This is a genomic window from Microbacterium sp. NPDC077391, from assembly GCF_040686955.1.
GTDB lineage: Bacteria > Actinomycetota > Actinomycetes > Actinomycetales > Microbacteriaceae > Microbacterium > Microbacterium commune.
Map to the genome: position 1 here is coordinate 277,171 of NZ_JBFBMI010000004.1, position 21,226 is coordinate 298,396.

General features: G+C 69.4%; 25 protein-coding genes and 1 tRNA gene. 14 read left to right on the forward strand and 12 right to left on the reverse strand.

Translation table 11 applies throughout. The annotated features are described in order from the left end of the window. Both AB0O65_RS12305 and msrB read right to left on the reverse strand, forming a co-directional pair. Positions 1 to 639: a nitroreductase family protein gene (locus tag AB0O65_RS12305; protein ID WP_363385473.1), complete on the reverse strand. Its 639-nt coding sequence runs from the start codon at positions 637 to 639 to the stop codon at positions 1 to 3. After that, the gene (gene msrB, locus AB0O65_RS12310) at positions 636 to 1,040 is read right to left on the reverse strand and encodes a peptide-methionine (R)-S-oxide reductase MsrB (RefSeq protein ID WP_071640554.1); all 405 of its coding nucleotides are present in this window, start codon (positions 1,038 to 1,040) and stop codon (positions 636 to 638) included. The genes AB0O65_RS12305 and msrB overlap by 4 nt, the downstream gene beginning before the upstream one ends. Before the next feature lie 82 nt (positions 1,041 to 1,122). Between msrB and AB0O65_RS12315 the strand changes: the two genes are divergently transcribed. The 4 genes from AB0O65_RS12315 (at position 1,123) to groL (ending at position 4,777) form a co-directional block, all read left to right on the forward strand. Beyond that, positions 1,123 to 2,115 carry a DUF2332 domain-containing protein gene (locus tag AB0O65_RS12315; RefSeq protein WP_071640557.1) on the forward strand — a complete coding sequence of 331 codons (993 nt, stop codon included), beginning with the start codon at positions 1,123 to 1,125 and terminating at the stop codon, positions 2,113 to 2,115. A 9-nt stretch (positions 2,116 to 2,124) separates the two neighbouring features. Beyond that, positions 2,125 to 2,382 carry a DUF3263 domain-containing protein gene (locus AB0O65_RS12320; RefSeq protein ID WP_363385478.1) on the forward strand — a complete coding sequence of 86 codons (258 nt, stop codon included), beginning with the start codon at positions 2,125 to 2,127 and terminating at the stop codon, positions 2,380 to 2,382. 76 nt (positions 2,383 to 2,458) lie between these two features. Next, positions 2,459 to 3,034, forward strand: coding sequence for a LytR C-terminal domain-containing protein (locus AB0O65_RS12325; protein WP_256220984.1), 576 nt, complete (start codon positions 2,459 to 2,461; stop codon positions 3,032 to 3,034). 126 nt (positions 3,035 to 3,160) lie between these two features. Beyond that, on the forward strand, positions 3,161 to 4,777 hold the full coding sequence (groL, locus tag AB0O65_RS12330; protein ID WP_071640560.1) for a chaperonin GroEL: 1,617 nt from the start codon (positions 3,161 to 3,163) through the stop codon (positions 4,775 to 4,777). 79 nt (positions 4,778 to 4,856) lie between these two features. On the opposite strand, the gene AB0O65_RS12335 is transcribed toward groL, so the two are convergent. The 3 genes from AB0O65_RS12335 to AB0O65_RS12345 form a co-directional block, all read right to left on the reverse strand. After that, positions 4,857 to 5,144 carry a WXG100 family type VII secretion target gene (locus tag AB0O65_RS12335; protein ID WP_071640562.1) on the reverse strand — a complete coding sequence of 96 codons (288 nt, stop codon included), beginning with the start codon at positions 5,142 to 5,144 and terminating at the stop codon, positions 4,857 to 4,859. Between the two features lie 117 nt (positions 5,145 to 5,261). After that, positions 5,262 to 6,980: a HAMP domain-containing sensor histidine kinase gene (locus AB0O65_RS12340; protein WP_071640564.1), complete on the reverse strand. Its 1,719-nt coding sequence runs from the start codon at positions 6,978 to 6,980 to the stop codon at positions 5,262 to 5,264. A gap of 22 nt (positions 6,981 to 7,002) precedes the next feature. Then, the gene (locus tag AB0O65_RS12345) at positions 7,003 to 7,695 is read right to left on the reverse strand and encodes a response regulator transcription factor (protein ID WP_071640566.1); all 693 of its coding nucleotides are present in this window, start codon (positions 7,693 to 7,695) and stop codon (positions 7,003 to 7,005) included. Between the two features lie 37 nt (positions 7,696 to 7,732). On the opposite strand from AB0O65_RS12345, the gene AB0O65_RS12350 reads away from it, so the two are divergent. Both AB0O65_RS12350 and AB0O65_RS12355 read left to right on the forward strand, forming a co-directional pair. Then, on the forward strand, positions 7,733 to 8,032 hold the full coding sequence (locus AB0O65_RS12350; RefSeq protein ID WP_143187111.1) for a hypothetical protein: 300 nt from the start codon (positions 7,733 to 7,735) through the stop codon (positions 8,030 to 8,032). 9 nt (positions 8,033 to 8,041) lie between these two features. Continuing rightward, entirely contained in the window at positions 8,042 to 8,182 is a 141-nt protein-coding gene (locus AB0O65_RS12355; RefSeq protein WP_177243770.1) for a hypothetical protein, read from the forward strand. A 15-nt stretch (positions 8,183 to 8,197) separates the two neighbouring features. Here AB0O65_RS12355 and AB0O65_RS12360 read toward each other — a convergent pair whose 3' ends face one another. Genes AB0O65_RS12360 through AB0O65_RS12370 form a run of 3 tightly spaced genes read right to left on the reverse strand, consistent with a single transcriptional unit; the run spans position 8,198 to position 11,835 of the window. Next, positions 8,198 to 9,838 carry a DNA repair helicase XPB gene (locus tag AB0O65_RS12360; protein ID WP_071640570.1) on the reverse strand — a complete coding sequence of 547 codons (1,641 nt, stop codon included), beginning with the start codon at positions 9,836 to 9,838 and terminating at the stop codon, positions 8,198 to 8,200. A gap of 51 nt (positions 9,839 to 9,889) precedes the next feature. Further along, a complete protein-coding gene (locus AB0O65_RS12365; RefSeq protein WP_071640573.1) occupies positions 9,890 to 11,557 on the reverse strand; it encodes a helicase-associated domain-containing protein in 1,668 nt (555 codons plus the stop codon). Positions 11,558 to 11,559: 2 nt separating this feature from the next. Then, the gene (locus AB0O65_RS12370) at positions 11,560 to 11,835 is read right to left on the reverse strand and encodes a multidrug ABC transporter ATPase (RefSeq protein ID WP_071640578.1); all 276 of its coding nucleotides are present in this window, start codon (positions 11,833 to 11,835) and stop codon (positions 11,560 to 11,562) included. A gap of 100 nt (positions 11,836 to 11,935) precedes the next feature. Here AB0O65_RS12370 and AB0O65_RS12375 point away from each other — a divergent pair, with 100 nt between their 5' ends. Then, on the forward strand, positions 11,936 to 12,316 hold the full coding sequence (locus AB0O65_RS12375; protein WP_071640579.1) for a cold shock domain-containing protein: 381 nt from the start codon (positions 11,936 to 11,938) through the stop codon (positions 12,314 to 12,316). Then, the gene (locus tag AB0O65_RS12380; RefSeq protein WP_313480161.1) at positions 12,300 to 12,926 is read left to right on the forward strand and encodes a DUF3027 domain-containing protein; all 627 of its coding nucleotides are present in this window, start codon (positions 12,300 to 12,302) and stop codon (positions 12,924 to 12,926) included. Before AB0O65_RS12375 ends, AB0O65_RS12380 begins: the two co-directional genes overlap by 17 nt. A gap of 111 nt (positions 12,927 to 13,037) precedes the next feature. Here the strand turns inward: AB0O65_RS12380 and serC are convergent, their stop codons facing one another. Next, the gene (gene serC / locus AB0O65_RS12385) at positions 13,038 to 14,147 is read right to left on the reverse strand and encodes a phosphoserine transaminase (protein WP_313480162.1); all 1,110 of its coding nucleotides are present in this window, start codon (positions 14,145 to 14,147) and stop codon (positions 13,038 to 13,040) included. A gap of 98 nt (positions 14,148 to 14,245) precedes the next feature. On the opposite strand from serC, the gene AB0O65_RS12390 reads away from it, so the two are divergent. The 4 genes from AB0O65_RS12390 (at position 14,246) to AB0O65_RS12405 (ending at position 16,919) form a co-directional block, all read left to right on the forward strand. Continuing rightward, entirely contained in the window at positions 14,246 to 14,947 is a 702-nt protein-coding gene (locus AB0O65_RS12390) for a metal-dependent transcriptional regulator (protein WP_191712865.1), read from the forward strand. 343 nt (positions 14,948 to 15,290) lie between these two features. Further along, complete coding sequence (locus tag AB0O65_RS12395; RefSeq protein ID WP_313480163.1) at positions 15,291 to 16,022, forward strand: M23 family metallopeptidase; 732 nt, start codon at positions 15,291 to 15,293, stop codon at positions 16,020 to 16,022. 296 nt (positions 16,023 to 16,318) lie between these two features. Then, entirely contained in the window at positions 16,319 to 16,816 is a 498-nt protein-coding gene (locus AB0O65_RS12400; RefSeq protein ID WP_071644796.1) for an HNH endonuclease, read from the forward strand. A gap of 29 nt (positions 16,817 to 16,845) precedes the next feature. Next, positions 16,846 to 16,919: transfer RNA gene (locus AB0O65_RS12405), tRNA-Arg, on the forward strand. 68 nt (positions 16,920 to 16,987) lie between these two features. Here AB0O65_RS12405 and AB0O65_RS12410 read toward each other — a convergent pair. Then, positions 16,988 to 17,332 (reverse strand): Lsr2 family protein, encoded by a 345-nt coding sequence (locus tag AB0O65_RS12410; RefSeq protein ID WP_071644791.1) that lies wholly within the window; start codon positions 17,330 to 17,332, stop codon positions 16,988 to 16,990. 87 nt (positions 17,333 to 17,419) lie between these two features. Next, positions 17,420 to 18,274: a LuxR C-terminal-related transcriptional regulator gene (locus tag AB0O65_RS12415; RefSeq protein WP_071644792.1), complete on the reverse strand. Its 855-nt coding sequence runs from the start codon at positions 18,272 to 18,274 to the stop codon at positions 17,420 to 17,422. A 109-nt stretch (positions 18,275 to 18,383) separates the two neighbouring features. Between AB0O65_RS12415 and AB0O65_RS12420 the strand changes: the two genes are divergently transcribed. Next, a complete protein-coding gene (locus tag AB0O65_RS12420) occupies positions 18,384 to 18,731 on the forward strand; it encodes a DUF485 domain-containing protein (RefSeq protein ID WP_071644793.1) in 348 nt (115 codons plus the stop codon). Then, positions 18,728 to 20,347, forward strand: coding sequence for a sodium/solute symporter (locus AB0O65_RS12425; RefSeq protein WP_363385492.1), 1,620 nt, complete (start codon positions 18,728 to 18,730; stop codon positions 20,345 to 20,347). Before AB0O65_RS12420 ends, AB0O65_RS12425 begins: the two co-directional genes overlap by 4 nt. A 137-nt stretch (positions 20,348 to 20,484) precedes the next feature. On the opposite strand, the gene AB0O65_RS12430 is transcribed toward AB0O65_RS12425, so the two are convergent. After that, positions 20,485 to 21,015 (reverse strand): methylated-DNA--[protein]-cysteine S-methyltransferase, encoded by a 531-nt coding sequence (locus AB0O65_RS12430; protein WP_363385495.1) that lies wholly within the window; start codon positions 21,013 to 21,015, stop codon positions 20,485 to 20,487. Positions 21,016 to 21,226: the final 211 nt, after the last annotated feature.

A 21,226-nucleotide genomic window follows, 5' to 3' on the forward strand; every position in this document is an offset into this window, starting at 1 on the left:
TCAGCGCGACCCGCGCTTCGACGCCCTGTCCTTCTTCTTCTTCTTCGGAGCGCTGGCCTTCTTCAGGGCATCGCCCTTCGCCGGGGCGTCGTCCTTCGTCGATGCCGCCGGCATGGCCCCGAGCAGGGCGTCGGCGTCCACCGGCTTACGACGACCGGGCTGCTTGCCGTCGGGCTTGCCGCCGACGTAGAGCCAGCCCAGCAGCTCTTCGTTCTTCTTCAGGCCGTGCGCCTCGGCGACGGCCTTCGTGCGGGTCAGACCGCCGGTGCGCCAGATGACGCCCCACCCCGCCTCGTCCAGCAGAAGGCTGAGGGTGTGCGCGACGCCCGAGGCCACCGCCTCCTGCTCCCAGCGCGGCACCTTGTCGCTTTTGCGGTACGAGGCGACGACGGCGAGCAGCAGCGGGGCGCGCATCGGCTTCGTGGAGGGCTTGTCGTCTCCGTCGGCCTTCGCCAGTGCGGCGCCCAGCGTCAGGCGGTCATCGCCGCGCAGCTCGATCAGCCGCCAGGGGCGCAGCGACGAGTGGTCCGCCACGCGCCCTGCCGCTTCGACCAGCGGCAGCAGCTGCTCGCGGGTCGGGGCATCATCGGTCACGCGCGACCACGACGCTCGGCGCCGGACGGCGTCGAGCGCGCTCACGAGGGGTCGGGGGTGAACGACAGCGCCACGGAGTTCATGCAGTAGCGGTCGCCGGTGGGGGTTCCGAACCCGTCGGGGAAGACGTGGCCGAGGTGCGACCCGCACGCCGCGCAGCGCACCTCGGTGCGCACCATGCCGAGCGAGGTGTCCTCGATGAGCTCCACGGCCTCGGGGCGCACCGACTCGTAGAAGCTCGGCCACCCGCAGCCCGAGTCGAACTTCGTGCCGCTGCGGAACAGCTCCGCATCGCACGCGCCGCAGGTGTAGAGCCCGGCGCGCTCCTCATCGAGCAGCTCTCCCGTCCAGGGGCGTTCCGTCGCCGCTGTGCGCAGCACCGCGTACTGATCGTCGCCGAGCTCGGCGCGCCACTCTGCATCCGTCTTGTTCACGCTGTAACCCATGCATCCATTCTCTCGCTTCTGCGACCCGCGCGGGCCGTGGGGTGCTCGACCGGCGCGGGCTGAACGCTGGGACAATGGCGGAATGACGGATGCTGTCGCCGAGCGCTACGACCGGTTCGCCCGCGCGGAGGCGCCAGGACGCAGCGACGTGTACGTCGAGTGGGCAACGGGGGTCGCGACGGATGCCGCCGTGCAGGGCGTGCTCGAGCGGCTGACGCCGCAGCAGCGGCAGCCTCCGCTGGTGTTCGCCGTGTCGCGACTGCTCGGTGCGCCCGTGGGCGGCTACCGGCCATGGCGCGACTTCGTGCTCGCGCACGCCGACGAACTGGTGACGGAATGCGCGCGTCGCGGCGTGCAGATCAACGAGCCGCTCCGGCTGGCCGCGCTGCTGCCGGCGCTGAGCCTGATCGAAGGGCCGATCGCGCTGCTCGAGCTGGGCGCCGCGGCGGGCCTGTGCCTGTATCCCGACCGGTACTCGTTCCGGATCGACGGCGCGGACGGCCGCGCCCGACGTCTCCTCGACCCGTCGGACGGGCCGTCGGCCGTGCGCCTGCGCAGCGCCGTGTCGGGCGGGCTGCCCGAGCTGCGTGTGCCGGAGGTGACCTGGCGTGCGGGCATCGACCTCGACCCGATCGACGTGCGCTCGCCCGCCGATCGCACCTGGCTCGAGTCGCTCATCTGGCCGGGGGAGCACGAGCGCAGCGAGCGGATCGCCGCGGCCATGGCGATCGTCGCGGCCGACCCGCCGATGCTGCGCGCCGGCGACGCGGTCGAGCAGCTCGAGGCGGTGGTCGCCCAAGCTCCTGCGGGAGCGAAGCTGGTCATCACCACACCCGGCGTGCTCGTCTACCTGCCCCGACCGCGCCGTCTGGAGCTGATCGAGCGCATCCGCGCGCTGGACGCGCACTGGGTCACGATCGATCCCCCCGCGCTGCACGACGCCTGGCGGCCGGCGATCGATCCCGCCGCGTTCCGTGGCTTCGCGGTCGCTCTCGACGCACGCGTGGTCGCTGACGCCGACCCGCTCGGGCGCTGGTGGGAGTGGCATCCGCGGATCGGACCGGATGCCGCGTAGCCTGAGCGCATGCTCGGTGGACTATCCGATCGCGATCGCGCGATTCTGACGCTGGAAGCGGCCTGGCCGCGCCACGGCGGCATGAAGCAGGAGATCATCCGCGCGCAGCTGGGCATGAGTCCGGCGCGCTACTACCAGCTCCTCGGTCGGCTGATCGAGACGGAGGCGGCGCTGGAGTTCGACCCGCTGCTCGTGCGCCGACTGCGCCGGCTGCGTGACTCGCGGGCGGTGCAGCGCACCGCGCGCATGCGAGGTTTCGTCGGCTGACGACGCCGTCCTGCAGGCCCCTGCGGCGCGCTCCGCTCCGTGTGGACTCTCGGCGACCGCCCGCTAGCATCGAGGGGTGCAGAAGCTCTCCCGCGATCGATTCGACGACGTTCCGCGCGCCACCGGACGCGTCGGCGCGCACCGCGCCGAGCAGCCGGGGATGAACGGTCTCGTCGTGCTGCTGTGGTCGGCCGCCGTCGCGCTCGTGCTCATCGTCTGCGGGATCTTCGTGTCGCTGGTGATGATGGATCGCATCTCGCTGTTCGGCGGAGACGAGGCGGCCCCGGTGGCGACCCAGCCCGGTGTCGTCGCCCAGGTCGACACGTCGTATCGCGTGCTGATCCTCAACGCCACGTCGGAGAAGGGTCGGGTCGCGGAGGTGCGCGAGAAGCTGCTCGCCGAGGGATGGTCGACCGACGACGTGTTCGGTAGCGACGGCGCGTCGCAGGAGTTCTCGAAGACGACCGTGTTCTACGTCGAGGATGCCGACGAGGGGGCCGCCCTCGGACTCGCCGACGTGCTGGGCGGAGTCGATGTGCAGCAGAGCGATTTCTACGCCGCGATGAACGACTCCGAGCGACCGCAGCTCACGGTCGTGATCGGCGTGGATGAGGCGACGTCCGACCCCGCCGCGGAGACGCCCGCGCCCTGACGCGCGGTCCGTCCGTCCGGACGCGCAGCTTGCACTCTCATGGGTCGAGTGCCAGACTGGTGTTAGCACTCGAACAGTTGGAGTGCTAATACCCCATCGCCTACGTCCGGGAGGGACGAAAGACTCATGGCAAAGATCATCGCTTTCGATGAGGAGGCCCGTCGTGGCCTCGAGCGCGGCCTGAACACCCTGGCCGACGCCGTCAAGGTGACCCTCGGCCCGCGTGGTCGCAACGTCGTGCTCGAGAAGAAGTGGGGCGCTCCCACGATCACGAACGACGGCGTGTCGATCGCCAAGGAGATCGAGCTCGACGACCCGTACGAGAAGATCGGTGCGGAGCTTGTCAAGGAGGTCGCCAAGAAGACCGACGACGTCGCCGGTGACGGAACCACCACCGCGACCGTCCTCGCTCAGGCCCTGGTCCGCGAGGGTCTGCGCAACGTCGCAGCCGGCGCCGACCCCATCTCGCTCAAGCGCGGCATCGAGAAGGCCGTCGCCGCCATCACCGAGGACCTGCTGAAGAGCGCCAAGGAGATCGAGTCCAAGGAGCAGATCGCCGCCACCGCGTCGATCTCGGCCGCTGACCCCGCCATCGGCGAGCTCATCGCCGAGGCCATCGACAAGGTCGGCAAGGAGGGCGTCGTCACCGTCGAGGAGTCGCAGACCTTCGGCACCGAGCTCGAGCTCACCGAGGGCATGCGCTTCGACAAGGGCTACCTGAACCCCTACTTCGTGACGGACCCGGAGCGCCAGGAGGCTGTCTTCGAGGACCCGTACATCCTCATCGCCAACCAGAAGATCGGCAACATCAAGGACCTGCTGCCGGTCGTCGACAAGGTGATCCAGGACGGCAAGGAGCTCGTCATCATCGCCGAGGACGTCGAGGGCGAGGCTCTCGCGACGCTCGTGCTCAACAAGATCCGCGGCATCTTCAAGTCGGTGGCCGTCAAGGCGCCCGGCTTCGGTGACCGTCGCAAGGCCCAGCTGCAGGACATCGCGATCCTGACCGGCGGCCAGGTCATCACCGAAGAGGTCGGCCTCAAGCTCGAGAACACCACGCTCGACCTGCTCGGCCGTGCACGCAAGGTCATCGTCACCAAGGACGAGACCACGATCGTCGAGGGTGCGGGCGAGCAGTCCGCCATCGAGGGCCGCGTCACCCAGATCCGTCGCGAGATCGAGAACACCGACAGCGACTACGACCGTGAGAAGCTGCAGGAGCGCCTCGCGAAGCTGGCCGGTGGCGTCGCCGTCATCAAGGCGGGCGCCGCGACCGAGGTCGAGCTCAAGGAGCGCAAGCACCGCATCGAGGACGCCGTCCGTAACGCGAAGGCAGCCGTCGAGGAGGGCATCGTCGCCGGTGGTGGCGTCGCGCTGCTGCAGTCGGCCAAGGTGCTCGACACCCTCGACCTCGAGGGCGACGAGGCGACCGGTGCGAACATCGTCCGCGTCGCGACCGGCGCTCCGCTGAAGCAGATCGCGATCAACGCCGGCCTCGAGCCGGGCGTCGTGTCGCACAAGGTCTCCGAGCTCCCCGCCGGCCACGGTCTGAACGCGGCCACCGGAGAGTACGGCGACATGTTCGCACAGGGCATCATCGACCCGGCCAAGGTCACCCGCTCGGCGCTGCAGAACGCGGCGTCGATCGCCGGCCTGTTCCTGACCACCGAGGTCGTCGTCGCCGACAAGCCCGAGAAGGCTCCGGCCATGCCGGCTGACCCGTCGGGCGGCATGGACTTCTGATCCCGAGGATCTGAAGCACTGCTTCGAATGCCCCCTGCCTCCGGCAGGGGGCATTCTGCGTGCGTGGACTAGGCCTGCATCAGCGGAACAGGCTCGCCGAGTACTGGTCGGCGTCGGCATACTGCGCCGCAGCCGAGCCGAGCGCTCCGCTGATCGATCCCAGCACCTGCTCGACGTGCATCTGCGCTCCGCGCCACTGCTCGCTGCACTGCTGGAACGCGGCGGCCGCGGTGCCGGTCCACGACGACTGCAGCTGGTTCAGCTGCGCCATGAGCGCGGCTGACTCGCTCTGCAGCCGTTCCATGGTCGCGTATGCGGCGCCGTTGGCGGCCTGGACGGCGTCGGTGTCGACGGTGAAGACGGACATGGGGTCTCCTCTCGATGGGGTTTCGAGACTAGGAGGATGCCCGATGCGCCACGGCGCCGCTGCTCGGCATCCGTGCACAAGTCACCGTGGGGCGCGGATGTGCAGGGCGGTTCATGCTCAGCGGTCCAGGCGCTCGATCGGCTGCGTCTCCTCCAGCAGATGCGCGGGAGTGGACCGGCTCGGGGCGAGCGGCAGCGCGACGATGAACGTCGCTCCGCCGCCCGGAGTCTCCTCGACCGAGACCGAGCCGTGCAGCGATTCGATGATCGACGCGACGATCGCGAGCCCCAGGCCCGACCCGCCGGTCTCCCTCGCACGTGAGGTGTCGGCCCGCCAGAACCGCTCGAAGATCTGCTCGCGGATCTGCGGCGGGATGCCCTCGCCGTGGTCGACGATCGAGATGGTGCCCACGCCCCGGCGTCGATCGGCCCCCACGACGAGCTCGATCGGGCTGTCGCTGGGCGAGAACCGGCGCGCGTTGCCGAGCAGGTTCGTGATCACCTGCCGCACCTTGTTGTCCTCCCCGAGGACGATGGGGGGCGTGCGCACCGGGGCATCGGTCGCCTCGGTGAAGTCGATCTCGGGAACGGGCGCCGCCGTCTTCGGACGTCGCCGCAGGCGGGCCAGCGGGTTCGCCGGACGCGGCGTCCCGACGCTCGTCGGCGGCGCGGTCGGCGCGCTGATCGGCGCCTTCGCATGCAGCCGAGGCGCCGGGAGTTCGTCGGCCGTGGTGTCGATGACGGTGATCGTGCGTCCGGGGGCGGTCACCCGCAGGTCCAGGGCCGCATCCCGGGCGATGGGCCGCAGGTCGAGCGGCTCGATCTGCAGTTCCCTGGAGCGCTCCTCGTCGAGGCGCGCGAGGGCCAGGAGATCCTCGACGAGCACGCCCATGCGGATCGCCTCCTTCTCGATGCGCTCCATCGCCCGCGCGGTGTCCTCCTCGCCGGTGATCGCCCCCATCCGGTACAGCTCGGCATAGCCGCGCACGCTCACCAGCGGGGTGCGCAGCTCGTGACTGGCGTCGCCGATGAATCGCCGCATGTTCTGCACGGTGCGGTCGCGCTGCGCGAGGGAGCGGTCGACGCGATCGAGCATGGTGTTGATGGCCGAGTTGAGCCGGCCCACCTCGGTGGTCGGCTCGAGGTCGGTGAGGCGCTGGCTGAAATCGCCGGCGGCGATCGCCATGGCCGTCGACTCGACGTGTCCCAGCCGGCGGAAGGTCAGGGTCACGAGTCCGCGGGTGAGCAGCGCGGCGAGCAGGATGGTGACCAGGGCGACCGTGGTGTACACCGCGACGTAGGTGGCCACGATGCGGTCGGCCTCGTCGAGCGGCAGGGCGACGATCTGCACGTAGGTGAGGCCCTGAGGCTCCTGCGCCGACTGCGCAGAGGCGACCGCGCTGTACGTCTCGCCGTCGTCGCCGTTCAGGGTGATCACCTGGTCGCCCTGCGCGACGGTGTCCTGCAGGGTGAAGACCTCGGGGAACTCGGGGCGAGGGCCGGATGCCTGACCGCCGGCCTCGGCCACGAACTCGCCGTTCGCCGTGTAGAACGCGACCATGAACTCGGTGGGGCGCGGTGCGACCTCGGTCGGTTCGAACAGCAGCCCGCCGCCGTCGGCCGACACGTCGAAGAAGCGCTCCGCCTGACCCGTGGTGGCGAGCGCCGGCAGCTGCGAGTCGATGTTGTTGACCATCGCGCCGCGCAGGATGGGCACCGTGCCGATGCCGGCGATCATCAGACCGAGGGCGAGCACGGCCACGGTGACGCCGGTGACCTTCGCGCGCAGGCTGATCCGCCGCCACCACCTGGTGACGGAGTCGGGCTCGCCTGCCATGACGGTCTCGGACCGGGGTCCGCTACGCGGACTTGCCGACCTTGAGCATGTAGCCGAAGCCGCGCTTGGTCTGGATCACCGATTCCTCGGTGTGCGGGTCGATCTTGCGGCGCAGGTACGAGATGTAGCTCTCCACGATGCCCGCGTCGCCATTGAAGTCGTACTCCCACACGTGGTCGAGGATCTGCGCCTTCGACAGCACGCGGTTCGGGTTGAGCATGAGGTACTTCAGCAGCTTGAACTCGGTGGGGCTGAGCTCGATCGGCACCTTGCCGACGAAGACGTCGTGGGTGTCCTGGTCCATCGACAGCTCACCGGCGCGGATCAACGACTCCTCGTCGGTCTGCATCGTGCGACGCAGGATCGCCTGCGCACGGGCGACGATCTCGTCGAGCGCGAAGGGCTTGGTGACGTAGTCGTCGCCGCCCGAGTTCAGGCCCTCGATCTTGTCCTGCGTGTCATCCTTGGCGGTGAGGAAGAGGATGGGCGCGGTGAAGCCCGCGCCGCGCAGGCGCTTGGTGACGCTGAAGCCGTTCATGTCGGGCAGCATCACGTCGAGGATGATGAGGTCGGGCTCCTCCTCGAGGACGGCCGAGATGGTGGCCGCCCCGTTGGCCACCGTCCGCACCGTGAACCCGGCGAAGCTGAGACCTCGGGAGAGCAGGTCGCGGATGTTCGGCTCGTCGTCGACGACCAGGATTCGCGCATCAGTCATGCCCCCATTATGGTGACTTCGCCCCTGCATGCGCTGATTGTGTTCGGCGCGGGGGTCAGGAGGCCAGGGCCGCGTCCACCGCGACGGCGCCACGTCGTCGACCGGCGCGGTCGGGCCGACCGTGATGCTCGCGGTGTTCGGTCGTCAGGACGGACCGTTCGCCGAGCAGACGGTCCGCCGCATCTGTCGTGGCTCCGATCGGTACGCCGACCGCTTCGACCTGGCTTTCGTCGACGGCGCCGCGCACTTCATCGTCGACGATGCGCCGGACGCCGTTGCCGACCTCTGCCTCGACTGGTTCGCCCGCAACGCCGGCGCCGCCGCCCAGCGGGGGTAGCCTCGCCTGATGGACGACGTCGACGATGAACAGCGCGGCGACAGCGCCTGCTGGCTGTCGAAGGTGTGCCCCGAATGCGGGGCCCTGCTCGACGACCTTGCCGCGCCGTGCTGGCGCTGCGGCGTGAAGCCCGGCGCGGAGAGCCGCTGAGGTCGGTGCGGTGGCTCAGGCCGCCAGGTCCACGGCATCCATGATCGTGTAGCTGTACCCCTGCTCGGCGAGGAAGCGCTGCCGATTCTGCGCGTAGTCCTGGTCGACCGTGTCGCGAGCGATGAGGGTGTAGAAGCTGGCGGTGTGGTTCGACTGCTTGGGTCGCAGCAGCCGGCCCAGACGCTGCGCCTCCTCCTGCCGCGAGCCGAACGAGCCCGACACCTGGATCGCGACGGATGCCTCGGGAAGGTCGATCGAGAAGTTCGCGACCTTCGACACCACCAGCAGGGAGATCTCGCCCTCACGGAACTGCCGGTAGAGCTCCTCGCGCTCATCGATCGGAGTCGCGCCGGTGATCTGGGGCGCGTTCAGCGCCTGCGACAGGCTCTCGAGCTGATCCAGATACTGCCCGATGACCAGGATGCGCTCGCCGGGGTGCTTCGCTATCAGCTCGCGCACCGCGGTGATCTTCGCCGGGGCCGACGCCGCCAGTCGGTAGCGCTCGTCGTCGGTGGCGGCGGCGTACTCGAGCCGGTCGCTCGGCGGCAGGTCGACGCGGACCTCGTAGCAGGCCGCGGGGGAGATGAACCCCTGCGCCTCGATCTGCTTCCACGGCGCGTCGAACCGCTTCGGGCCGATCAGGCTGAACACATCACCCTCCCGGCCGTCCTCGCGCACGAGCGTCGCCGTCAGGCCGATGCGGCGGCGCGCCTGCAGGTCTGCGGTCAGCTTGAACACCGGGGCAGGCAGCAGATGAACCTCGTCGTACACGATGAGGCCCCAGTCCATCTCGTCGAGCAGCGAGAGGTGCGCGTACTGTCCCTTCCGCTTCGCCGTGAGGATCTGGTACGTCGCGATCGTGACCGGCTTGACCTCCTTGGCCTGACCGGAGTACTCGCCGATCTCCTCGGGAGTGAGCGAGGTGCGCTTGAGCAGCTCGTCGCGCCACTGCCGCGCGGAGACGGTGTTGGTCACCAGGATCAGCGTCGTCGTCCTGGTCGCGGCCATCGCCCCGGCGCCGACGATCGTCTTGCCCGCGCCGCACGGCAGCACGACCACGCCTGAGCCGTCCTTCGAGAACGCGTCGACCGCCTGACGCTGGTACGGCCGCATCGCCCAGCCGTCCTCGTCGAGATCGATCTCGTGCGGGGTGCCGGGGGTGTACCCGGCGAGGTCCTCGGCGGGCCAGCCGATCTTCAGCAGCTCCTGCTTGATCTGGCCCCGCGCCCAGGCGTCGATGACGTAGCTGTCGGGGGAGGGGTGCCCGATGAGCAGCGGCTGGATGCGCTTGTTGTTCGCCACCTGTGCGAGCACAGCGGGATCCGTGGAGCGCAGCACCAGCAGGCCCTCGTCGTCGCGCTCGATCACGAGCCGACCGTAGCGGTTCACCGTCTCGCGCAGGTCGACCGCCACCGACGGCGGCACGGGGAAGCGCGACCAGCGGTCGAGGGTCTCGAGCATGTCTTCGGCGGTGTGCCCGGCTGCGCGGGCGTTCCACAGCCCCAGTCGCGTGATGCGGTAGGTGTGGATGTGCTCGGGCGCTCGCTCCAGCTCGGCGAAGATCGCCAGCTCGTGGCGCGCGGATTCCGCGTCGGCGTGCGCGACCTCGAGCAGCACGGTGCGGTCGCTCTGGACGATCAGGGGGCCATCAGACATAGCAGACCAGTCTACCTGGCACCGACGCCGGGGGTCTGAACCCGGTCAGCTCTACGCCACCCGCACCGATACGATGCTGCGCACAGGGAGAGTGCGCTCGACATCCGCAGCCCGGTCCCTGCCGCGCAGGCGCCCGCCGCCGAGGCCCGACGCCTCGAGAGTGAGCTCGCGTCGCGAGCCGTCCGGCATCGCGACCTCGACGATCACGACCGTCTTCGCCCGCACGGCGGCCTCCAGCTCGCGGTCGAGCCACGCCGCATCCGCATCCGGACCCTGGTGTGAGCGCAGCCGAGCGATCAGGACGTCGTATCCGCTGTCGTCCTGCACGTCGGCGTCGGCGGTTCGAGCGCGCCTCGCGGCGACGCTGCGGCCCTCGCGGTCGACGAGGGTCGCCGGGTAGCGGGCGTCCGTCAGCGCCCAGGCGACCGCCTCGGCGCCGACCCGCGAGATCAGCGCGTCGTCCTCGCGGATCAGACCGAGCGGACGCAGGTTCCGATCGATCTCCATCGCCGCGAGCAGGTGCGCGTCTGCGCTCGTCACGACGGTGCCGCCCTCGGCATCCGGACGCACCCGGACGAGGCCGTGCCGCGCCGCCGTCTGCCGGACGAGGTACTCCAACGGCTGCGGAACGCCGGTCAGCGAGATCTCCTGCAGGAAGGCGAGGATGCCCTCCTCGGTGCCTCCCTCGACGAACGCGCGCGAGACCGACTCCGCGGTGAAGCGGTACGACGAGGCCTGCGCGGGATCGTGCTCTGTCATCGTGCGCAGGCGATTGTCCAGGGAGGGCTGCAGCGGTCCCGGGGCGATCGCGCTGAGATCGTTCTGCAGGAAGATCCGGTCGACCTCGGAGGGAAGCAGCGCCTGCAGCGCCGAACTGTCGAAGGGCTCACCGGTGTGCAGTGCGGCGCCCCACTCCGGCACCGTCCACCCCCCATCGGGCCCCCCGGCCAGCAGTCCGATCCGCCACGCCAGCTCGCGCAGGTGTGCGGCACGTGCCGGCCAGTGCGGATCCCAGGGGTGCAGCAGCGGCCAGTCGGATGCCGCAGCGCCGCGGATGCCCGAAGCCAGCGAGTGCGCGAAGTGAGAGGCCACGTGCGCCCAGCGCTCGGGGAAGGAGGCATCCAGCCAGCGCTGCGCGTCGGCGGTGAGGCGCAGCTCCCGCTCGACGGGCCGCGCGAGATCCGCGAGCTCGGCGAGGTCGCGCAGCTCGTCGAGGTCTCCGTCATCGACCAGTCGGCGCTTCTCCGTGGCGCTCAGCGCCCCCGTCGCCACCAGCGCCAGCGGCGTCGTGCGGGCGGCGAGCAGCAGCTCTGCCAGCCCGCCGATCGTCGCGAACGCGCGCTCCGCGGCGCGCGCCGAGTCGACGTCGGATGCCGGCGCGGAGGGCGCATCCTCGGCATCCGGGATCTCGGGCAGGTCCTGGACGAGCGTGCGCACCGGGGGCAGCATCCGTCCGTCGACATCGAGCAGCCCGAGCGCGGCATCACCGAGGCGGACGCGGTCATCCGGCGCTGCGGCGCGCAGCGCGCGCGCCTCGGCCCTGCTCAGACGCGCCAGGGCGCGCTCGATCAACGCGGGTTCGAGAAGCGCCTCGGCGGCGTCGAAGAAGTCGGTCCACCCGACGTCGGGGCGCACGGCCCGCTCACGCAGCACCCGCTCCAGCTGCGCGTCGCTCGCCGAGGCGAGCTGGTCAGCCAGCGGACGGGCGTGTGTGCTCATGGTCAGGATCCGGAACCCGCGCGTCCCCTGCGAGCCCAGCTGAGCACGAGCAGCGTGATGATCATCAGGAAGGCGATCGGCAGGCCGAACAGGGGCAGCCCGGCGACGAAGGGCCAGATGCCTCGCCCGAACGCGGACTGATCCATGCCGACGGCAGTGCCGATGATGATCGAGAAGAAGCAGATCACGGACACCGCAGCCAGGACGAGCGCGGTGAAGGCGAGGAGTCGCTCGAGCCGCCCGGTCTGCGGCGCGCTGGTGTCGTCATGCTTGGTCATCGCTCTCAGCGTATCCCCTGGCGGCACGAGGGGGCGGGTAGGCTGGAGGGGTCGCGCCGCCGCGCGACGTCTCCGCTCCGTGTTTCAGTGAGGTTCGCCCATGCCCACCGGCAAGGTCAGGTTCTACGACGACGAGAAGGGGTTCGGCTTCATCGCATCCGATGACGGCCAGGACGTCTTCCTGCACGCCTCTGCCCTTCCTGCGGGCGTCTCCGTGAAGAAGAACGCCCGCGTCGAATTCGGCCTTGCCGATGGTCGCCGAGGTCCGCAGGCGCTCTCGGTTCGGGTGCTGGACGCCCCGCCCAGCCTGGCGAAGGCCGCTCGCAAGCCCGCCGACGACATGGCCGTGATCGTCGAGGATCTCGTGCGGATGCTCGACGAGATGGGCGGCGATCTCCGCCGCGGCCGCTACCCCTCCGCCACCCGGAGCCGCACAGTCGCCGCTGTCCTGCGCAAGGTCGCTGATGACCTCGACGCCTGACGCCCTCGCCGAGACCGCGCGCGAGCTCGCGCTCGCGGCGCTGCACGAGATCACCCCGCCGACGACCGTGGGCCCCGCTGCCGGGTACTCGGTGGAGGAGAGCGGGGCGGTCTCGCTGCGCTTCCAGAACCGTCTGCCCGGATATCCGGGCTGGTTCTGGACGGTCACGGTCGCCCAGGTCGACGACTCCGAGCCGACGGTGCTGGAGGTCGAGCTGATGCCGGGCGACGGCGCGCTGCTCGCGCCCGACTGGGTGCCGTGGGCCGAGCGCCTCGCCGAGTACCGCGCGCACCAGGCCGAGCTCGCCGCGCAGACCGCCGACGCCCCCGTCGACGACTCGCACGAGGACGACGACTCCGAGGACGACGACTCCGATGACGAGCATCCCGAGGACGACTCGGACGAGGACGACTCGGACGAGGATGTCTCGCCGCGCCTGCACGCCGGCGATGTCGACGGTGTCGACATCGACGAGCTCGACGACTCCCTCGACGCAGACGCCTCCGAGCAGAGCGACGACGAGTCCGAGGACGACGCGTCCGAAGACGACGACGAGTCCGAAGAAGACGAGTCCGACGACGATGACGAGGACCCCGACGAGTCCGAGTGACCGACGCGGTCGCCGTGCCGAACGGGATCCCCTCGACCACGACGCCCCCTCTGATCCGATCGGATCAGAGGGGGCGTCGTGCACGGGTGTGGTGTGGCGAGCGAGCCGCTTTCAGCCTCGGTGTGCGAGCACGTGCTCGATCGAGCGGATCAGCTGGCGCACGTCATCCGGTTCGATCGACACGAAGGTCGCCACGCGCAGCTGATTGCGACCGAGCTTGCGGTACGGCTCCGTGTCGACGATGCCGTTCGCGCGCAGCGTCTTCGCGAGAGCCGCCGCATCGACGCTGTCGTCGAAGTCGATCGTGGCGACCACCGGCGACCGGTGCGCCGGGTCGTCGACGAACGGGGTCGCCACGTCCGAGGCGGCCGCCCAGTCGTAGAGGAGCCCGGACGACTCCGCGGTGCGTGCAGCCGCCCAGCTGAGCCCGCCGGCCGCGAGGATCCACTCGAGCTGGCTGTCGAGCAGGTGCAGCGTGGTGAGCGCCGGCGTGTTCAGGGTCTGATTCAGCCGCGAGTTGTCGACCGCGTTCTTCAGGCTGAGGAACTCGGGGATGTACCGGCCCGACGCGGCGATGCGCTCGATCCGGTCGATGGCGGCCGGCGACACCGCAGCGAACCACAGTCCGCCGTCCGAGCCGAGGTTCTTCTGCGGTGCGAAGTAGTAGACGTCGGCCTGGGCGACGTCGAAATCGATGCCTCCGGCGGCGCTGGTGGCGTCGATGACGGTGAGCGCCCCGTCGGCGACGACCCGTCGCACGGGTGCTGCGACGCCCGTCGACGTCTCGTTGTGCGGCCAGGCGTACACATCGACGCCGTCCACGACCTCCGCAGCGGTCAGCGAGCCCGCGTCGGCGGTGCGCACGTCCGGCGCGGTGAGCCACGGTGCGGCGGCAGCCTTGGCGAACTTGCCGCCGAACTCCCCGAACACGAGATTCTGGCTGCGGTGCTCGATGAGGCCGAAGGCCGCGGCATCCCAGAACGCCGTCGACCCGCCGTTGCCGAGGATGATCTCGTAACCCTCCGGCAGGCGGAACAGCGCGGCGAGGCGCTCGCGCACGCTGCCGACGAGGTTCTTCACCGGCGCCTGGCGGTGCGACGTGCCGAGCAGGTCGGCACCCGCCGCGGCGAGGGCCTGCACCTGCGCGGCGCGGACTTTCGAGGGGCCGCAGCCGAAGCGTCCGTCGGCGGGCAGGAGTTCGCGGGGGATCTCGATCGACATGGGTCGATTGTAGAGGTGGCGCGCTCGGGAACCGCGCCCTGTGACGGCTCCGGCACCGGCCGGAAGGTAGGCTTGCCTAAGAACTTCGGAGGGCACGAATGACCGACCTGATCGACACGACCGAGATGTACCTGCGGACCATTCTCGAACTCGAGGAGGAGAACATCGTGCCGCTTCGCGCCCGGATCTCCGAGCGTCTCGGGCACTCCGGCCCCACGGTGTCGCAGACCGTCGGGCGGATGGAGCGCGACGGTCTCGTCGTCGTGTCCGAGGACCGTCGTCTCGAGCTCACCGACGACGGCCGTCGCAAGGCGGTCGACGTGATGCGCAAGCACCGGCTCGCCGAGCGGCTGCTCTCCGACGTGATCGGTCTCGACTGGGCGTACGTGCATGAAGAGGCCTGTCGCTGGGAGCACGTCATGAGCGAGCAGGTCGAGCGCCGTCTCGTCGAGCTGCTCGGGCACCCCACCGAGTCGCCGTACGGCAATCCCATTCCCGGACTCGACCAGCTCGGCGACATCGAGACGCCGGCTTTCGAATCCGGAGTGGTGGGCCTGGTCAAGAAGCTGGATGCCGCCGGCGGCCCCATCACGGGCACGGTGCGCCGCCTCGCCGAGCCCGCCCAGGTCAGCCCCGAGCTGCTCGAGCAGCTGCGGGACGCGGGTGTGATGCCCGGCGCGCGCGGCGACTACCGGTACAGCGAGGGCTACGTGCTCATCCAGATGGAGGGCAGCGAGACCGGCCTCGAGCTTCCCGTCGAGCTTGCCTCGCACATCTTCCTCGTCGGGGAGAATGGCTGATCAGGGCCACTTCCTTGACGGATGGAGCCGATTGCCAGGTTCGCGGGGTGACAGAATCGTTATCTTCCGGTAACCTCGGTCGAGTCGTCGGAGAAGAAGCCCGCCGATGACGAATCGCGAAGATCGCCTCCCTGGCTCGTCGTCTTCGCGAAGAGATCGCACAACGTGCCGTGTGACATACGTGCCCGATAAACGACATTGCTGACGAGCCTGCGCTACCCGAAGCGCGGAGGCGCAGGAGGAATCCCTTTTGGCCCAAGAAATCGTCCCGACCGAGCCTGCGGGCACCCCGAAGCCTCAGCGTCGGCGAGCTCCTCGCGGAGCCCGCTCGAGCGTCAAGCCCATGCGCACCGTCGCCATCCTCGGCGCCGTGGGTGCGCTGGTCGCCGGAGTCGCTCTGCCCGCGCTGGCCTCCACGAAGACCGTTCCGAGCGCCGCCGCCACCACGCTGCAGCAGATGGCATTCGATGACGCGCAGTCGCTCGTGGTCGCATCCGAGGCGACGAGTGCCCCGCTCGAGCGCGGCACCTACTCAGCGACGACTCCCGATGAGATCGCGAAGAAGAAGGCCGAAGAGGCCGCCAAGGCGCGCGCCGCCGCGGCAGCCCGCGTCGCCGCCAGCTCCGGCGCCCGCGGTGGCAGCATCAGCAATGCCGATCTTCAGCTCATCTCGGCGGGGTCCGGCGCCGTCCGCTACCCGCTGCCGCAGGGCTCGTACTCCGTCAGCCGCACCCTCAGCGGCGGCCACAACGGCGCCGACATGGTCGCGCCGGCCGGCACCCCGATCTTCGCCGCCACGGGCGGTGTGGTGCGCGTCTCGTCCGAGAGCCACTTCGGCTACGGCGTGGCGGTCGTCATCGACTCCGTCGTCGGAGGCAAGCGGGTCTCCACCCTCTACGCCCACATGATCAACGGCTCACGCGCCGTGCAGGCCGGACAGACCGTCGAGCCCGGGCAGTTCATCGGCAAGGTGGGCAACACGGGACGCTCCTTCGGCGCCCACCTGCACTTCGAGGTCGAGGTCAACGGGTCGCTCGTCGAGCCGATCGGCTGGCTCCGCGCCAACGCCGGCTGATCGGAGCCGTTCAGAACCGCTGCATCCTCTGTTCACGCGGATGGGTTACCCTGAACGCGTCGTCGAACGGACGGGAGGAAGCCGATGAGCTCGATACCGGGCATCCGCACCATGGATGCACTCGGTCGTCTGGTTCTTCGGCAATGCCCGCAGATCCATCTCGGTCCGACCGAGCGCAAGAGGCGCTGTCTGTAGACAGCGCCTCTTGCTGTATCCGCGTCCCCTCCTCATCCGTCGACGTCGTGTGAGTCGAGAGTGCCGGGAAGCCATCCCGGCGGATCGAGAGGATGACGACGATGCGCACACTGGTCCTGAACGCCGGATACGAACCGCTGACGGTGGTCTCGTTCAAGAGAGCCATGGTGCTCGTGATGAACGACAAGGCCAGCGTTATCGAGCGGGTCGAGAATGATCCCGTCATCGCGGGGCGGCGACGGTTCGACCGCCCCGTGGTCATCCTGCTCACCCGGTACGTGCGTGTCCCGGCCGCGCGCCGGCAGCCGGTCACCCGTCGCGGAGTGCTTCGGCGCGACGAGCATCGCTGTGGATACTGCGGGAAGGCGGCGTCGACGATCGACCATGTGATGCCGCGCTCGCGCGGGGGAGGGGACAGCTGGGAGAACCTCGTCGCGTGCTGCCTGCGGTGCAACAACGCCAAGAGCGACCGCACGCCGCAGGAGATGGGCTGGGAGCTGCATCGCACACCTCGAGCCCCGCACGGCGGAACGTGGGTGGTGCGCGGAGTGGAACGAGGCGACCCGGTGTGGGAGCGATACCTCGCGCTGGCGGCCTAGGCTCAGGCCGGCGACTAGACTTGTCTGGCGCCTTCGTAGCTCAGTCGGATAGAGCGGCCCTCTCCTAAAGGGCAGGTCGCAGGTTCGAATCCTGTCGAGGGCACGACGACGCAGGGAGCCACCCGGAGGGTGGCTCCCTGCGTCGTCTATCCGCCCGCCTATATCGTGGGCTCAGTGCGCGGCGTGATACGCCTCGAGCACGTCGGCGGCGATGCGCCCGCGCTCGGAGACCTTCATGCCCTGCTTCTTCGCCCATTCACGGATCTCGACCGTCTCGGATGTTGCCGCCGAGCGGCGTCGCGGTGCGGAAGAGCGCGTCGCGGTGGACCCGGCGGCGCGCCGGCCCGCCTCGATGTACGGGGCGAGTGCGTCGCGCAGCGCCTCCGCGTGGGAATTCGTCAGATCGATCTCATAGGCGACTCCATTCAGTGCGAAATGAACGGTCTCTCCTTCGCCCACCTCGAGAAGCGTTCCATCGATATCGTCGACCAGCTGGTGCACAATTCTTCGAGCCATGAGAATAAGGTATTTCAATTCCTGAGGCGTGCGCAATCGACGCGCGCATTCAAATTTCGAATGCATCGCGCGAAATGTCTTCGCGGGTCAGGGAAGAAGGCCCGCGCGCCTCGCGCGCGCCACCGCCGCATGGCGTGTGGACGCGTCGAGTTTCGACATCGCAGCGCTCAGATACGCTTTCACCGTGCCTTCGCGCAATCCCAGCTGCGCGGCGATCTCGGCATTCGTCGAGCCGAGCGCGGCACGCGCGAGCACATCCGTCTCGCGCGGCGACAGTCGCACGGTCGCGAGCGGCTGCGTCGTCGTGGGCGGCTCGGGCGATGATGCACCCACCAGGCGTCGTTCGATCGCGGCGATCCGCTCTCGGATCCTCTCGTCGCTGACCGATGCGGCGATGCTGCGCAGCTCGGCGAAGCTCTCTCTGAGATCCTCGAGGTGCGAGCCCTGCACGGCCGCATCCCGCCGCATCGATCGCATCCGCCGCTCCACCTCGTCTCGGATGCGCAGCTCGTTCGCGACATCTTGCGCCACGGCCATCGCCGGCGCGGTGGTGACGCCGCCGACGCGCGACTCTTCCCACGCGCCCGCGTAGAGCACGCCCCGCGGGCGTCCCTCGACGACGATCGGCAGTGCGAGCAGGGTGCGCAGACCCTCGCCGAGCACGAACACGTCGTAGTCGTGCGTGATGTGCTGCGATGTGCGGTAGTTGCTCGTCATCCGAGGTCGGAGCTCGATCATCGCGCGTCCGCCGAGCCCGCGCTCCGGCCGCACGGTCAGCCCTTCGAGGCTGTGCGTGCGATTGCCGACGATGCTCGTCACCCGCACGACACCGTCTTCGATGAGCCCGCCGAATGCGACCGGGAAGCGGGTGCGACGGGCGAGTTCTCGCACGCCGGCGGACACGGGGTCGTCGGCGACCCCTCGGTGATTGTCCGATTGCACTGATACCAACTTTCGGGGGTGACGACAGGGCCCGCCCGTTTCGTAGCGTCGACGATACCACCGCGTGAATTCCTTCACGCGGACGACGGACATGTGGCAAGGAGGCCCCATGACTCAACCGACGACGCACGATTCCGCTCCGGGAATCGACTACATCGCTGTCGAGGAATCGGACAGATTCCAGGGATTGAGAAGACTGCAGCGCTCGTTCATCTTCCCGATGGCCGGGTTCTTCCTCATCTGGTATTTCGCTTACGTGCTGTTGGCCGCGTTCGCGACGGATTTCATGAGCCAGCGGGTATGGGGTGACATCACGGTCGGCCTGCTCATGGGGCTCGGCCAATTCGTCACGACTTTCGTCATCACGATGGCCTATGTGTCCTTCGCGAACCGACGTCTCGATCCGGTCGCGACCGAGATCCGTGAAGAGCTCGAGAAGGCGGAGGCGAAGGCATGACGACGACCCATCTGGCCGCCGAGGCGGTGCAGAACGACCCCGTTCTGAACATCGCGATCTTCGGCGCATTCGTCGCGGTCACCCTGTTCATCGTGATCCGCGCCAGCCGCAACAACAAGACGGCAGCCGACTACTACGCCGCGGGCCGTTCGTTCAGCGGCACGCAGAACGGCTTCGCCATCGCGGGCGACTATCTGTCCGCCGCGTCGTTCCTCGGCATCTGCGGAGCGATCGCGCTGAACGGGTACGACGGATTCCTCTACTCGATCGGCTTCCTGGTGGCGTGGCTCGTCGCGCTCCTGCTGGTCGCGGAGATGATGCGCAACACGGGCAAGTTCACGATGGCGGATGTGCTCTCGTTCCGTCTCAAGCAGCGGCCCGTGCGCATGGCGGCGGCTCTCACCACCCTCGCCGTCTGCTTCTTCTACCTGCTCGCGCAGATGTCAGGGGCAGGCGGGCTGGTCTCGCTGCTGCTCGGCATCGACGACCGGATCGGCCAGTCGCTGGTGATCGCCATCGTCGGCGTGCTCATGATCGTGTACGTGCTGATCGGGGGGATGAAGGGCACGACCTGGGTGCAGATCGTGAAGGCGGTGCTGCTCATCGCCGGTGCCCTCGCGATGACGCTGTGGGTTCTCGCCCTGCACGGCTTCAGCCTGAACACGCTGCTGGAGAGCGCAGTCGCCAACTCACCCAGCGGAGAGAAGATCCTCGGCCCTGGTCTGCAGTACGGCGCGAACCCGCTCGACTTCCTCTCGCTCGGCATGGCGCTCGTCCTCGGCACGGCGGGCCTGCCGCACGTGCTGATGCGCTTCTACACCGTGCCCACGGCGAAGGAGGCGCGGCGGTCGGTCGTCTGGGCGATCTGGCTCATCGGCGGGTTCTACCTGCTGACCCTCGTGCTCGGGTACGGGGCCGGCGCGCTCGTCGGACCCGAGCGGATCGCTGCGGCGCCGGGCGGCGTGAACTCCGCGGCGCCGCTGCTCGCCCAGGCCCTGGGCGGTCCGCTGCTGATGGGCTTCATCTCGGCGGTGGCGTTCGCGACGATCCTCGCGGTCGTGGCAGGCCTGACGATCACCGCAGCCGCATCGTTCGCACACGACATCTACTCGAACGTGATCAAGCGCGGCAAGGACGGCACGGGGACGGCCGACCCGAACGGCGAGGTCAAGGTGGCCCGGCGCACGGTCATCGTCATCGGAGTGCTCGCGATCATCGGCGGCATCGGCGCTCAGGGGCAGAACATCGCCTTCCTCGTCGCGCTCGCGTTCGCGATCGCGGCGTCGGCGAACCTGCCCACCATCCTCTATTCGCTGTTCTGGAAGCGCTTCAACACCCGCGGCGCGGTGTGGAGCATGTACGGCGGCCTGCTCGCGGCCATCGGTCTCATCGTGATCTCCCCGGTGTTCTCGGGCAACGACAAGGCGATGATCCCCGGGATCGACATCGCGATCTTCCCGCTGAACAACCCGGGCATCGTCTCGATCCCGCTGGGCTTCCTGCTCGGCTGGATCGGCACGATCACGGCGAAGACGGCCGAATCACGCGCCCTCGCCGCCGAGATGGAGGTGCGCTCGCTGACCGGCTTCGGCGCCGAGAAGGCGGTGGATCACTAGGTCTCTCCCCAGAGATACCCGAACGCCGCGTCCCTCGCGCGGCAGGAGCGGAGCCCGGCGGCCTACACGCCGGGCTCCGCTTCGTTCGGCACCTCGTCCCCAGAAGGCGACCGCCGCCGCGCCCCAGCGCGGCCGGATCACGACCGCGCGGCCGACGCCTCGCGCTCGAGATCGAGCAGATACCGTTTGCGTTCCGGATGCGCGCCGTAGTGGCCGGGTGTGCCGTCGGAGCGGATCACGCGGTGCACGGGGACGATCACCGACAGCGGAGTGACCCGGCATGCGGTGCCGACGGCTCGGGCCGCACCGGGGCTGCCGGCGATCACCGCGACCTCTCCGTAGCTCATGGTCTGGCCCCACGGGATGCCGCAGACGGCCTGCAGCGCGGATCGGGTGAATCCGTCGACCAGACTCCAGTCGAAGGCGAAGCGCTCGTCGAATCGCACGGGCCCCCCGTCGAAGTACTCGTCGAGCGCCAGGGTGAGCTCGTCCGCGGCGCCGGGCGACGACACCGGCATCTCGCCGATGCGTCGGCTGACGCTCTCGAGAAGCCATGGCACCCGCGGATCCGCCGACTCCGACAGGTCGAAGCTGACGATCCCGGCATCCGAGAAGACCGCGAGCGCGTCGCCGAACGGCGTGGGTGCGAAGTCGTAGCGAAAGGTCATGCCCCCATCCTGCTCCCGGCCCCCGCCCCTGGAGTGCGGCGATCGCGGAGCCGGTGCACAACCGCGACCGGCGGATGCGCTGTGCAGGGAGATACGCGGGAGCAGGCGGAATCGTCGCGAAACGGCCGGGAATACCGCCGGTCGCGTCGGTCGCGCCTAGGCTTGCCGTGTGTGGCGACGAGAGGCGAAGGATGCTGAGCGCGCGACCCAG

Bases quoted from the DNA above. Each gene is read 5' to 3' on its own strand.
- AB0O65_RS12340 (WP_071640564.1), bottom strand. From the start codon at position 6,980: ATGGCAGGCGAGCCCGACTCCGTCACCAGGTGGTGGCGGCGGATCAGC.
- serC (WP_313480162.1), bottom strand. From the start codon at position 14,147: ATGTCGATCGAGATCCCCCGCGAACTCCTGCCCGCCGACGGACGCTTC.
- AB0O65_RS12360 (WP_071640570.1), bottom strand. From the start codon at position 9,838: ATGTCTGATGGCCCCCTGATCGTCCAGAGCGACCGCACCGTGCTGCTC.
- AB0O65_RS12425 (WP_363385492.1), top strand. From the start codon at position 18,728: ATGACGACGACCCATCTGGCCGCCGAGGCGGTGCAGAACGACCCCGTT.
- AB0O65_RS12335 (WP_071640562.1), bottom strand. From the start codon at position 5,144: ATGTCCGTCTTCACCGTCGACACCGACGCCGTCCAGGCCGCCAACGGC.
- AB0O65_RS12420 (WP_071644793.1), top strand. From the start codon at position 18,384: ATGACTCAACCGACGACGCACGATTCCGCTCCGGGAATCGACTACATC.
- AB0O65_RS12410 (WP_071644791.1), bottom strand. From the start codon at position 17,332: ATGGCTCGAAGAATTGTGCACCAGCTGGTCGACGATATCGATGGAACG.
- AB0O65_RS12320 (WP_363385478.1), top strand. From the start codon at position 2,125: ATGCTCGGTGGACTATCCGATCGCGATCGCGCGATTCTGACGCTGGAA.
- AB0O65_RS12345 (WP_071640566.1), bottom strand. From the start codon at position 7,695: ATGACTGATGCGCGAATCCTGGTCGTCGACGACGAGCCGAACATCCGC.
- AB0O65_RS12355 (WP_177243770.1), top strand. From the start codon at position 8,042: ATGGACGACGTCGACGATGAACAGCGCGGCGACAGCGCCTGCTGGCTG.
- AB0O65_RS12400 (WP_071644796.1), top strand. From the start codon at position 16,319: ATGCGCACACTGGTCCTGAACGCCGGATACGAACCGCTGACGGTGGTC.
- AB0O65_RS12430 (WP_363385495.1), bottom strand. From the start codon at position 21,015: ATGACCTTTCGCTACGACTTCGCACCCACGCCGTTCGGCGACGCGCTC.
- AB0O65_RS12315 (WP_071640557.1), top strand. From the start codon at position 1,123: ATGACGGATGCTGTCGCCGAGCGCTACGACCGGTTCGCCCGCGCGGAG.
- AB0O65_RS12390 (WP_191712865.1), top strand. From the start codon at position 14,246: ATGACCGACCTGATCGACACGACCGAGATGTACCTGCGGACCATTCTC.
- AB0O65_RS12395 (WP_313480163.1), top strand. From the start codon at position 15,291: ATGCGCACCGTCGCCATCCTCGGCGCCGTGGGTGCGCTGGTCGCCGGA.
- msrB (WP_071640554.1), bottom strand. From the start codon at position 1,040: ATGGGTTACAGCGTGAACAAGACGGATGCAGAGTGGCGCGCCGAGCTC.
- AB0O65_RS12380 (WP_313480161.1), top strand. From the start codon at position 12,300: ATGACCTCGACGCCTGACGCCCTCGCCGAGACCGCGCGCGAGCTCGCG.
- groL (WP_071640560.1), top strand. From the start codon at position 3,161: ATGGCAAAGATCATCGCTTTCGATGAGGAGGCCCGTCGTGGCCTCGAG.
- AB0O65_RS12370 (WP_071640578.1), bottom strand. From the start codon at position 11,835: ATGACCAAGCATGACGACACCAGCGCGCCGCAGACCGGGCGGCTCGAG.
- AB0O65_RS12365 (WP_071640573.1), bottom strand. From the start codon at position 11,557: ATGAGCACACACGCCCGTCCGCTGGCTGACCAGCTCGCCTCGGCGAGC.
- AB0O65_RS12375 (WP_071640579.1), top strand. From the start codon at position 11,936: ATGCCCACCGGCAAGGTCAGGTTCTACGACGACGAGAAGGGGTTCGGC.